Genomic DNA, 12,155 nt, shown 5'->3' on the forward strand with positions numbered 1-12,155 from the left:
GACAAATCCAGGTGAGAGTAGTGAGACCCCATCTGCGACCTCCTGTCCAACTCACTGAGAACGTTGGAAAGTCGCACTTCGTTTTTGAGTCCACCGGGTATGGTGATCAACGACGTTGCCGACGACGGCACAGCGGTACGGCTCGTGATCCGATCGTCCAACGCCGATTGCCCTTGTCCTGGGTGTGGGACTGTTGCCCGGCGTGTCCATAGTCGCTATCGACGCGGTTTGCTGGACCTGCCTGCCGCTGGCCGTACGGTGCAGTTGATCCTGATCGCCCGCCGGTTCTTCTGCGATGCGGTTCTGTGTGGCCGTCGCGTCTTCACCGAACGGTTCGATCCGACCATCTTGGCGCCGAGGGCGCGCCGGACGGCGAGGCTGGATAAGATCATTCATCACCTGGGCTTGGCCCTGGGCGGGCGGCCTGCGGCGGCCCTGGCGCAACGGCTGATGATGCCGGTGAGCAACGACACGCTGCTGCGTGTGGTTTGCCGCCGAGGCAGTCCCAAGTTCGTGCCGCCGACCGTTATTGGGGTCGATGACTGGGCTTGGCGACGTAACCAGCGCTACGGAACCCTGATCTGTGACCTGGAGCGCCGCCGGACGATCGCGCTCTTGCCGGATCGCGAACCAGCAACCGTCCAGGCTTGGCTGGAAGGCCAGCCCCAGGTCAGCACCGTCGCCCGAGATCGTGGCGGCGGCTATGCGATAGCAACCGCCAGGGTGCTGCCGGACGTGACGCAGGTCGCCGACCGTTGGCACCTGATGGAGAACGCCAGCCGTGCCTTCCTGGACGCCGTCCGTAAGTCGATGAAACAGATCCGCGCGGCGGTGGGCGCCAGCACCATCGATCCCGCCCTGCTGACGGCGGCGGAGAGGCTGCAGCACGACGGATACATCCGCCGTGAGGAAACCAATGCCGCCATTCAGCGACTGTCCGCGGAAGGCATGCCGATCCGGGAGATCGTCCGCCGGACGGGCCACAGCCGCGGCTTGGTGCGGAAAATCCTGCGCGGCCAGCGATCAGACATCTTCCGTACCCGGGAAAGCTCTCTTGAAGTTCATCTTCCCTGGCTGGACCAGCAATGGGCGGCAGGGCTGCGCAATGGCGCCGATCTCTGGCGCCGTTTGCAGCAGCATGGATTCCGGGGCTCTCTGCGCGTAGTCACCGAGTGGGCGACCCGCCGACGCCGGGCTGATCAAATTGGGGCAGAGGCCCTGAGCCGCACGCCGTCGGCTCGAACCATCGCGCGGCTCATGACCTTGGGCAGCGATACCCTGACCAAGGCGGAAACCGTCGTCATCGCTGCCATTGAAGGGGGCGTCCCCGGCTTGGTCGATACCAGGAACATTGTCGCCGACTTCCAGGGGATGATCCGGCGCAAGTCCCTCAGCGACCTCCAACCTTGGCTGGATCGGGCCAAAGGCAGTCTGGTGGCGTCGTTCGCCAACGGCATCATCAAGGATCGCGCCGCTGTCGCCGCCGCCATCACGTCACCCTGGTCCAATGGCCAAACCGAAGGCCAGATCACCAAGCTCAAACTCGTCAAACGCCAGATGTATGGCTGTGGAAAGCTTGACCTCCTCCAGGCCCGCGTCATCGGCGCCGAATGATCTGCCCATCATCAAGTTTGCGTCAGAGCCACTGTGTCGCGCCGATTTACAGTCGGGCGCCTGTTACGCCACGCCCAGGGACACGATCACGCCACCGCCGGACGGCCACCTCATCCGGGACCGAACACCGGCGGATCTTGCGGGTTTATACCAAGCTGCCGCGCCATCAACCTGCGACAACACCTTTCACCTCGATGAATTCCGCCAGCCCGAATTCGGCATACTCGCGGCCATTACCGGACTGCTTGTAGCCGCCGAACGGCACGGCCGGACTCCACGCCGGATCGTTGACATAGACCGTGCCGGCGCGCAGACGGCGCGCCACCGCCTGAGCGCGGCCAGCATCGCGGGACTGGACATAGGCTGCCAATCCGTAAACGGTGTCATTGGCCAGGGCGATGGCCTCCTCCTCCGAGCGGTAGGTCAGGATGGACAGGACGGGGCCGAAGATCTCTTCCCGCGCCACAGTCATCGACGGGGTCACGCGGCCGAAGATTGTGGGCCGGACGTAGTAGCCGCGATCCAGCCCCGCGGGCCGGCCGGATCCGCCCGCCACCAGTTCCGCCCCCTCATTTACACCAACCTCGATCAGCCGCTGAACCTTGGCGAACTGGGTGGCATTGGCCAGCGGCCCCAGGGTCGTCGCGGCATCCAGCGGGTCGCCCACGACGATGGTTTCCGTCACGGCGCGGGCCAAGGCGGCCGCCTCCTCATACCGGTCCTCCGGCACCAGCAGGCGGGTGGGCGCGTTGCAGGATTGGCCGCTGTTGCTGAAGCAGCGGCGCACCCCCTGCTCCACCGCCGTGGGCAGGTCGGCGTCGGGCAGGATGATGTTGGCGGATTTTCCGCCCAATTCCTGGGTGACGCGCTTCACGGTGTCGGCGGCCAGCTTCGCCACCTGCACGCCGGCGCGGGTTGAACCGGTGAAGGACACCAGGTCGATGTCCGGATGGCGGGCGATGGCCTGGCCGACACCGGGACCATCGCCATGCACCAGGTTGAACACGCCGGCCGGCACGCCGGCGGCGTGCATTACCTCCGCGAACAGGTTGGCGCTGAGCGGGGCCAATTCGCTGGGCTTCAGCACCACCGTACAGCCCGCCGCCAGCGCGGGCGCCACCTTGCACACGATCTGGTTCAGGGGCCAGTTCCACGGGGTGATCAACCCGGCGACGCCCACCGGTTCCCGCAACAGCCGCAGGGAACCTCGCTCCTCCTCGAAAACGAACGTCTTCAGCGTCTCAATCATCTGCGCCAGATGGGCGGCGCCGATGCCGGCCTGAACCTGCCGGGCGAAGCCCTGCGGCGCCCCCATCTCCCGACTGACCGCGTCACCAATGTCGGCCATGCGGGCACCGTAGGCCGCCAGGATGGACGACAGCAGATCCAGGCGCTGCCCGCGACTGGTTTGGCAGAAGGTGTCGAACGCCCGCCGGGCCGCCGCCACGGCCAGGTCCACCTCGGCCGGGCCCGCCAGGGCCACCTGGGCGCAAGGAGTCTCGGTCGCCGGATTGATCACATCCAGCAGGCCGCCGCCGGGCAGGCGCCACTGGCCGTCGATGTAACAGGAAAGAAGCGGAAGTGAGGACATGGGTCCGATCCAAGCAGTGAAACCGAAGGAATGGGGAAAGGGGGCCGGCGCCTCAGGCGCACCGACGCGCCCACCCGAAGGCGGCAGCCGACAGCACCAGCAAAAGCGCGCCCAGGGCGGCGACGGCGACATAGGTCCCGGTGTAATCCAAGGCGTAGCCGGCAAGCAGCGGGCCCAGTGCGGCGCCGCCGCCGATGATCATGTTGGACAGGATCACCAGCCCCCCGCCGGCGTCGGTGTCGGCCAGCGCGGCCAGCAGCATGGGCACCAGGAAGGACCAGCACACCTGCAGCAGCACGACCGCGGCCACGAAGACGCCTCGTCCCGGTGGGAAGGCCAGCGCCAGCAGGCAGGCCAGCAACAGCCCGAAGAAACCCAGGCTGAGGACGCCGCGGTGACGGGAGCGGCCCGCGAGCGTCGCCAGGATGGAACCGAGGATGGCGGTGAACATGGCCACCGCCGTCAGCGTGCCGACCTCTTCCTCGCTCAGGCCGAGGCCAAGCCCCGGAACGCCGACGAAGGCCCAGGCGCCGCCGATGGCCAAGTAGTAGCAGAAGATGGCGAAAAGGTTCAGGCGCGCCGCCACCGAGCGGCCACCACGCGCGGCGTCAGGCTGGCGCGGCCAGCCGGCCGGCAAGCCCGCCACCACCGCCAGCGCCAGGAACGCCGCCGCCCCCAGCAGGGCATAGAGGCCGGCGAGGCCCGCGTGGCCGAACAGGCGCGGCAGGTAGAGCAAGCCCAACGCCGCCGATACGGTCTGGCCGCCCGTCCAGCAGGCGAAGGCTCGGTGTGGATCGGCGGAGCGGCCCGCCGCCAGCAGGCACACCACCGAGAGCATGCCCCCGGCGGCACCCCCGATGAACCGCAGGGGGACCAACGCGGCGGGGTCGCCGCCGGCCCGCGCGACCATCGCGGAGCCAACGGCCGCCACGGCGAACACCACGGACGCCGCCGCCGCCAGCGGCCGCCACGGCAGGCGGCGCAAGAGGAAGACCGCCGGGAAGGAAACCAGGGCGGCCCCACCCAGCTCCACCGACATGAGCTGGCCGATATCCCCGGCCGACCAGTGCCATTCCAGGGCCAGTTGCCCGGCGATGACGGGTGACACCAGGAATATGAAGGGTCCGATCAGGCCAAAGACGGTGATGGCCGCCAAGGACAGGATGGGTGTGACCGGCTGGTCGGCGGCGGGGGTGACGGATGCCATGGTGCCTCCTGTGGGCGTGGCGTACTGGCGGGCGACGGCGTGGGCGTCTTCACCAGGTCTTCGTGAGGTTCAGGCCATAGCTCACGGGGCGCCCGTACACCGAGTAATAGCTGCCCAGGCCGTCATTGCTGCGATCGGTGAAGTAATGCCGGTTCAGCAGGTTCTTGCCCCACAGCGACACGCTCCAGCCTTCGTGGTCCGATGCCAGCGTCAGCCGCCCGTTCAGCAGACCGTAGCCGCCGATATTGCGCATGGCGCCATCGACCAGAGTGCTGCCGATCACCTGGGCGCTGCGCACGTCGAAGTCGAGCTGCGCCGTGCCCACCAGATCCGCCGTGACCGCATGGTCGTAGCGCACGCTGAAGGAACCGGTCCACCGCGGCGAGTAGTCGATGCGCCGACCCTGCCAGGGCAGTGCCTGGTTGTCGAAGGAGTAGAGCATGTCGTTGCTCTGCGTCACCTCGGCATCGACATAGGCGCCGGACGCCTGCAACGTCAGGCCCGGCAAGGGCTTCAACGTCGTTTCCAGTTCGATGCCGTCGTGGGTGGCCTTGCCCACGTTGGTCAGGCGGAAGATGAACTGGCCGGGCGTCAGCACGCTGGGCAGGGTGGTCAGCGCCTGCAAATTATTATGGTCGTAATGGAAGCCGGCCAGGTTGACCTGCAGCCTGTGGTCCAGCCAAGTGCTCTTCACCCCCGTCTCGTAGGCCCAGACGATTTCCTCCTTATACGGGGTCACGTCGCCCGGTTCCTGGGGGAAGCCGCCGAAGACGCCGCCTGACTTGTACCCACGGGCCGCCGAGGCGTAGAGCAGGACGGTATCGGTCAGGTGGTAATCGGCCGACACCTTGCCCGACACATGGTCGTGCAGGCGGTAGGTGGAGTTCAGGTTGTCCAGCAGGGTGATGCCGGCCAGGGGAAAGAAGTCCTTGCCGTTGCGGAAATCCGTCTCCTCCGTCGCGTAGCGCAGGGAGGCCGATAGGTTCAGGCGGTCGGTCAAGGCGTAGTCGGCCTGGCCATAGACCGAGGCGTGGCGCGTCTGCTGCCGGTACTGCACCGCCAGCACGCCGTCCTGCTGCGGCACACCCAGCGGCGTGAAGGAGGCGGAGACGACGGCCACGTTGTCGCGCATATCGAAGGTCCGGTACTCCTGGAAACCGGTCTGGGCATAGACCGCGCCGGCCAGCCACTTGAACCGGCTGTCGCCGGTGGAGGTCAGGCGCAGTTCCTGGGACAGGTTGCGGATGGTGGCCCGTTCCGCCTGGTCACCCAGCCGCAGGTTGGTGGCGTCGTAGTCGTAAACCTGGCCGTAGTGGAAATAGTCCGCCGCGCTGATCGACGTGAGCCGGGCGGCGTCGAAGTCATAGTCCAGGGTCAGCGTGGCGCCCCATTCGTGATCATCCAGCCGGTTGATGGGGCTGGAAATGACGACGCGACCGTCGTTGGACTGGCTGGCCGAGGACAAGGCGCCGGTGGTGCCGGTGATGAGGTTGTTGAACTGGGCGAAGTTCAGGCAGGAGGCGTTGCCGTTGCCCCCACCGGCCACGGCGCCGCAGAAGCCGCCGGTGGCATCATAGGCGGCGTTGCTGGTGGCCAGCGTCGTCTGCGATTGGTCCCGGCTGCCGAACAGCTTCAACTGGGCGGTGAAGCGCTCCGACGGCTGCAACAGGGCCTGAAGGCGGGCCGAGGTCCGGTCGGGCGCCCCCCAGCGGGTATTGCTGGCCAGGGTCCTCTGCCAGCCGTCACCCCCTTCCTGCACCGCGGCGATGCGCAACGCCAGGGTGTCGGTGACGGGGATGGATTGCGCCCCCTCCACCCGGTATTCGTTCCATTTGCCGTAATCGACGGAGGCATAGCCATCCGTGGCGCCCAGCTTGGCCGGCTTGGACAGCACCTGGACGGCACCGCCGGTGGTGTTGCGGCCGTACAGCCCGCCCTGCGGGCCCTTCAGCACCTCCACCCGCTCCAGGTCATAAAGCGCGCCGCCACCCATGACGGCGGAGCTTTGGTAGACGTCGTCGATGTAGATGGCGGTGGCGGGGTTGTTGTTGGCGTTGAAGTCGAACAGCGCAACGCCACGGATGACCCAGGTGGGGGCGCCGCCGCCCTTGTCGTTGTGGATCTGGACGTTGGGGATCATGCCGCCGATCTGGTCGATGGAGGTCACCCCCCGGCTCTTCAGGTCGTCGCCGGCGAAGGCGCTGACCGACACGGGCACATCCTGCAAACTTTGGGCGCGCCGTTGCGCCGTCACCACGATGTCCTGCAACACGTCGTCGGAGGCGCCGCTTGTGGGTGCGGCGGCCGGTTCCGCAGCGCGTGACGATACCCCCAAAATCAGGGAGCAAGACAGGCCAAGGGCCGCATAGGCATACCGTTTCCGCTTCATTTCCGTCTCCCGAATCTTCCCGTTCATCTGTGCGCGGCACGCCTTGACGGCGGCCATTATCCGGCAAGCCGTCCCCGTTCGGGGACGCTTTCGCACCCCGCCAAAAGGACCCGCGCCCCAAGGGGCCAGCCTGCATCGGAAATCACCGGACGGTCGTCCCGTACCGGAGCATCAAAGCCATTCCCGGCCAGACCCGGCCGGATACCCTGTTCACGTCAATGTTTGATCATTTGACCAATTTATGCCCCAAGTGCGACGCATTTCGGAAAGGTTGTCAAGGATAAAGATTCAAGGTTCGACGAATTATCTGCGAAAGCCACACAGAGGTCGTTTCAAAAACATTCGTTCATAATCAATATGATATATGGCATTTCCCTAGTCGCCGTACTCTGCGCACACTGAGAGGCGCGACAAAAAATCCGCCGATTGGCGCCCTGCCCTCAGCCCAGACAGGGCCGAAGATAAATTGATCAAATGACTAAATATGATTGACAGACCCATCGGCGGCCTGTAACCAGGAAGCATGACGAACGTCGATCCGGCCCCCGGGCGCCCCGTAAGGTGCCCTTAAGCCGGTCCGCGGCCTGGCAACGACCCGCCGCACGACGCTGACGCCTTCTTAAAAAATGTCTTTCAGGAACAGGGACAGGACATGGGCGGCACCGCGCTTTGGCAATGGGATGCCACGGATCTGGCATCCGCGATCCGGGAACGACGGGTTTCGGCACGGGAGGCGACGGCCGCCTGCCTGGACCGTATCGCCACCGTCAATCCGGCGGTGAACGCCCTCACCGAAATAAACCGCGACCCCGCCCTGGCCGCCGCCGCCGAGGCCGATGCCCGGATGGCGGCAGGCGCCCCTTTGCCGCCGCTGCATGGTGTGCCTGTCACGACCAAGATCAATGTCGACCAAGCCGGCAGCGCCACCACCAACGGCGTCGCCGCCTTCACCAGCCTGGTGGCGGCAGAGGACAGCCCGCCGGTGGCCAACTGGCGCAAGGCCGGGGCCATCCTGCTGGGCCGCAGCAACGCCCCCGCCTTCTCCTGCCGCTGGTTCACCGACAACGCGCCGCACGGCCTGACCCTGAATCCGTGGAACACCGCCCTGAACGTGGGCGGGTCCAGTGGCGGGGCGGCCGCGGCAGTGGCCACCGGCATGGTGCCGCTGGCCCACGGCAACGATCTGGCGGGATCGGCCCGCCTGCCGGCCAGCGCCTGCGGCGTCTACGGCCTGCGTCCCACCACGGGCCGCGTTCCCGCCTACAACCCCACGGGCAAGGCGGAGCGGTCGCTGTGCCTGCAGCTGGGATCGACCCAGGGCGTACTGGCCCGCTCGGTCCGCGATATCCGCCTGGGACTGGAGACCATGGCGAGGCGTGACCCGCGTGATCCGGCCTGGGTCCCGGTTCCCCTGGACTTTCCGGATGACGCGTGGCGGCAGCGGGTCGCCCTGTTCACCGGCACGGCGGACCATGCCGCCGACGCCCCCGTCCTGGCCGCCCTGCGCCGCGCCGCCGATGCGTTGGCCAGCGCCGGCTATGAAGTGGTGGAGACGGCACCGCCCCGCTTCGAGGAGGCGGCGGCGCTGTGGATGACCCTGCTGTCCAACGACTGCCGCAGCCCCGGCGCGCGCGCCGCCTTCGCCCTGGGCGACGAGACGTTCCTGCGCTCCCTGGACCTGACGGCGGCCTGCGTCCCCGCCCTGTCGGCGGAGGAGATGCTGGCGAGCCTGGCCAGCCGCACGACCTTCCAGCGCGCCTGGCAGATGTTCTTCGAGGACCTCCCGCTGCTGCTGATGCCCACCGCCTGGTCGGTGCCCTTCCCCGTCGGCTACGATGTGCGCGGCGTGGAGGAGGCCCGCCGGCTGCTGACCGCGCACAGCCCTTGCACGGCGACGGCCTTCCTGGGCGTGCCCGCCCTGTCGGTGCCGGTGCACCGGGGAACGGACGGCCCCCTGGGCGTCCAGCTGGTGGCCGGCCGCTTCCGCGACGGCCTGGTGCTGGCCGCCGCCACGGCGCTGGAGGAACGGCTTGGGCCGATCATCCCGATTGACCCACAGCCGTCATCAGCCGCCGCCGTTGACCCCCGCTAACACCCCGATCAGCATGCCGCCCCGCCCAACCGCCCGCCCAAAGGGCCAGCCGCCCGCGAGACCAGAGGAAACGCCCGTGTCCAAGCCCCCGAAAACCAAAGGCGAGGAGAAACGCGAGGAAAAGCGGGAAGCCATCATGGCCGCCGCCGTCACCGTCATCGCCCGCGAAGGCGTGCACGGGACCACGACGCGCAAGATCGCGGGCGAGGCCAGCGTGAACCTGGGCACCCTGCACTATTATTTCGACGGCAAGGACGCCGTGCTGATGAACGTGCTGACCCACCTGGTGGCGAAGTCACGTGAGAGCCTGGCCGCCTATTTCTCCGCGCCCGAGCGGCTGCACGACCGCATCGACCACCTGCTGACCTTCATCCGGGGAGAGGTGGAGCGCAGCCCCAACGAGCAGTTGGCCCTGTTCAACCTGACGCTTTACGCCGTGAGCACGCCGGGGTCCGAGTGGCTGGCCAAGCGCAAGTATGAGGAATATCTGGACCTGTACCGGTCCGTCCTGGCCGACGCCAGCGATGTCCGCGACGGCAGCATCAAGCCGGACATCGACGGCCTGGCCAATTTCATCTTCACCGGCTTCGTCGGCATCCTTCTGCAATGGCTGGCGACCGCCAACAGCTTCCGCTCGCGCCAAGCGGTGCAGTCCCTGATCATTGCCGCGCAGCGCACCTATCTCTAAGAACCGGAGAGCGTCATGGGCCAGCCCATCGAGTCCGCCTGCCGCCCGGAGTCCGCCTGCGCGGAACCGGTGGACATCGCCATCATCGGGGCCGGTTTCGCCGGCCTGACCGCCGCCCGCGCCCTGGTCAGCGCCGGCCTGCGCGTCACGGTGCTGGAGGCGCGCGACCGCGTCGGCGGCCGCATCCATACCCGCCATGCCCAAGACGGCACCCCCATTGACGTTGGCGGACAATGGGTGGGGCCCGGCCAGGACAAGGTGCTGGCCCTGGCCGAGGAGCTGGGGGTGGAAACCTTCCCCTCCTTCGAGGAGGGGGAGAACCTCTGTCTGCACAACGGGCGCCTGATGCGCTTCACCGGTCTGCTGCCGCCCCATGAGCCGGCGGCCCTGGCGGAAGTGGAGGCGACGTTCCAGGCGCTGGACGCCCTGGCGCAAACGGTGGATGCCGAAGCCCCGTGGACCAGCCCCAACGCCGCCGCCCTGGATAGCGAGAGCTTCGACGCCTGGATCATCCGCACGGCCACCAGCGACGAGGCCCGGTTCTGGATGCGCTTCCTGGCCCGGTCCGTCCTGGCGTCGGAGGCGCGGGAGCTGTCGCTGCTGCACGTCCTCTTCTATATCAAGGCCGCCGGCGGGCTGGCCGCCCTGATCAGCATGGGCGGCGGCGCGCAGGAACGGCGCTTCAGCCTGGGGGCGCAGCATCTGGCGGAACGGCTGGCGGACACGGTACGGCCGCACCTGCGTCTCGATACCCCGGTGGCCGCCCTGGCCCAGGACGGTGACGGCGTGACCATCACCACCGCCACGGGCGACACGGTCCGCGCCCGCCACGCCATCGTGACCCTGCCGCCGGCGCTGGCCGCCCGCCTGCGCTACAGCCCGCCGCTGCCCGGGACGCGGGACCATCTGGCCCAGCGCATGCCCATGGGCGCCTGCATCAAGGTGCAATGCCTCTATCCCACCCCCTTCTGGCGAGAGGAGGGTCTGTCGGGGATGGCGATCAGCGAGGACGGCCCGGTGAGCCTGATCTACGACAATTCCCCCGCCGCCGGCACGCCCGGCATTCTGGTCGCCTTCATCGAGGGGGATGAGGCCAAGGAATGGACCGCCCGCACGCCGGCCGAGCGCCAGTCCGCCATCACTCAGTCGCTGGTGCGCCTGTTCGGGCCCCGGGCGGCCGACATGCGGGAATATATCGAACTGTCCTGGCTGGAGGAGGAATACGCCCGGGGCGGCTATGCCGGCGTCATGGTGCCGGGGGCCTGGACCAGCCTGGGCGCGACCTTGCGCCAGCCCACCGGACGCATCCATTGGGCCGGTACGGAAACGGCCAGCCGCTGGCCCGGCTATATGGACGGGGCCATCCGGTCCGGCGAGCGGGCCGCCGCCGAAATCCTGGCGGCACGCTGAGACACGGCACGCTGAGATAGGGGGACGACAGTGGATCAGACCAAGCTGGACCGCCTGCGGCAGCGCTACGGCGCCGCCTCGCCGGCCGACTTCTTCGACCTGCATTTCCGTGCCGTGGCGGAGGCGGTGTTCCGGGGCGCTGAGGCGCCGCGTCAGCCCTTCGCCGACGCCGGCACCCTGCTGGACGCGCCCCTGCGTCCCGATCTGGCGGCACTGGACGATTTCGGCGGCCTGGACATCGCCTTGGTCGGCGTGCCCATGGATCTGGGCGTCACCAACCGGGCGGGGTCGCGCTTCGGCCCCCGCGCCGTCCGGGGCATGGACCGCATTGGGCCGTATGAGCATGTGCTGCGCCTGGTTCCCTCTGCCCAGGCCAGTATCGCCGACATCGGCGACGTGCCCTTCAGCAACTATCTGAGCCTGGTGGCCTGCCACCACGACATCCAGGCCTTTTACGGCCGGCTGGCGGCGGCGGGGGTGGTGCCGCTGAGCGTGGGCGGCGACCATTCCGTCAGCTATTCCATCCTGAAGGCGCTGGGCCGGGATCGCCCCGTGGGCATGATCCATTTCGACGCCCATTGCGACACCAGCGGCAGCGATGACAGCGCCCGCTTCCACCACAGCGGCCCCTTCCGTTTGGCCGTCCTGGACGGGGTGCTGGACCCGGATCGCACCATCCAGATCGGCATCCGCGGCAGCGCGGAATTCTTCTGGGAATTCTCCTACGACGCCGGCATGACCGTGCTGCATGCCGAGGATGTGGCCGAGATGGGCGTCAAGGCGGTGATCGCCAAGGCGCGGGAGGTGGTCGGCGATGGGCCGGTCTACATCTCCTTCGACGTCGATTGCCTGGACCCGGTCTACGCCCCTGGCACCGGCACGCCCGAGGTGGGCGGCCTGACTTCGCGCGAGGCGCTGGCCATCCTGCGCGGCCTGGCCGGCCTGGACGTGGTCGGCGCCGACGTGGTGGAAATCGCCCCGCAATACGACCCCACCAGCAACACCGCCCATGTCGGGGCCCAAATCCTGTTCGAACAGCTGTGCCTGGCCACCCTGGCCCTGGACCGGCGACGACAACGCGGCTGACGCCGCGACACCGTATTCGGCCTGACCTTTCCCATCGACCCGCCGGTCCACCCCGCCCATTCGCCGGCGGGATCGCCG

At 67.9% G+C, this 12,155-nt stretch carries 8 protein-coding genes; 5 read left to right on the top strand and 3 right to left on the bottom strand.

Annotated features, from left to right (window positions below):
• Positions 1-99: 99 nt before the first annotated feature.
• Complete coding sequence (locus FBZ88_RS14390; RefSeq protein WP_145617794.1) at positions 100-1,614, top strand: ISL3 family transposase; 1,515 nt, start codon at positions 100-102, stop codon at positions 1,612-1,614.
• A 166-nt stretch (positions 1,615-1,780) separates the two neighbouring features.
• Here FBZ88_RS14390 and FBZ88_RS14395 read toward each other — a convergent pair whose 3' ends face one another.
• Genes FBZ88_RS14395 through FBZ88_RS14405 form a run of 3 tightly spaced genes read right to left on the bottom strand, consistent with a single transcriptional unit; the run spans position 1,781 to position 6,801 of the window.
• Positions 1,781-3,205, bottom strand: coding sequence for an aldehyde dehydrogenase family protein (locus FBZ88_RS14395; RefSeq protein WP_145617795.1), 1,425 nt, complete (start codon positions 3,203-3,205; stop codon positions 1,781-1,783).
• 52 nt (positions 3,206-3,257) lie between these two features.
• Positions 3,258-4,412, bottom strand: coding sequence for an MFS transporter (locus tag FBZ88_RS14400; RefSeq protein WP_088872876.1), 1,155 nt, complete (start codon positions 4,410-4,412; stop codon positions 3,258-3,260).
• Positions 4,413-4,461: 49 nt separating this feature from the next.
• Entirely contained in the window at positions 4,462-6,801 is a 2,340-nt protein-coding gene (locus tag FBZ88_RS14405; RefSeq protein ID WP_186464409.1) for a TonB-dependent receptor, read from the bottom strand.
• A 652-nt stretch (positions 6,802-7,453) separates the two neighbouring features.
• On the opposite strand from FBZ88_RS14405, the gene FBZ88_RS14410 reads away from it, so the two are divergent.
• From FBZ88_RS14410 to speB, 4 genes are all read left to right on the top strand, one after another.
• Positions 7,454-8,893 (top strand): amidase, encoded by a 1,440-nt coding sequence (locus FBZ88_RS14410; RefSeq protein ID WP_145617798.1) that lies wholly within the window; start codon positions 7,454-7,456, stop codon positions 8,891-8,893.
• A gap of 76 nt (positions 8,894-8,969) precedes the next feature.
• The gene (locus FBZ88_RS14415) at positions 8,970-9,581 is read left to right on the top strand and encodes a TetR/AcrR family transcriptional regulator (RefSeq protein WP_246138664.1); all 612 of its coding nucleotides are present in this window, start codon (positions 8,970-8,972) and stop codon (positions 9,579-9,581) included.
• Between the two features lie 15 nt (positions 9,582-9,596).
• A complete protein-coding gene (locus tag FBZ88_RS14420; RefSeq protein ID WP_145617800.1) occupies positions 9,597-10,991 on the top strand; it encodes a flavin monoamine oxidase family protein in 1,395 nt (464 codons plus the stop codon).
• Between the two features lie 30 nt (positions 10,992-11,021).
• Entirely contained in the window at positions 11,022-12,077 is a 1,056-nt protein-coding gene (gene speB, locus FBZ88_RS14425) for an agmatinase (RefSeq protein WP_145617801.1), read from the top strand.
• The last annotated feature ends 78 nt before the right edge of the window (positions 12,078-12,155 follow it).

Origin of the sequence: Nitrospirillum bahiense, from assembly GCF_007828025.1 — a bacterium.
GTDB classification, from domain to species: domain Bacteria; phylum Pseudomonadota; class Alphaproteobacteria; order Azospirillales; family Azospirillaceae; genus Nitrospirillum; species Nitrospirillum amazonense.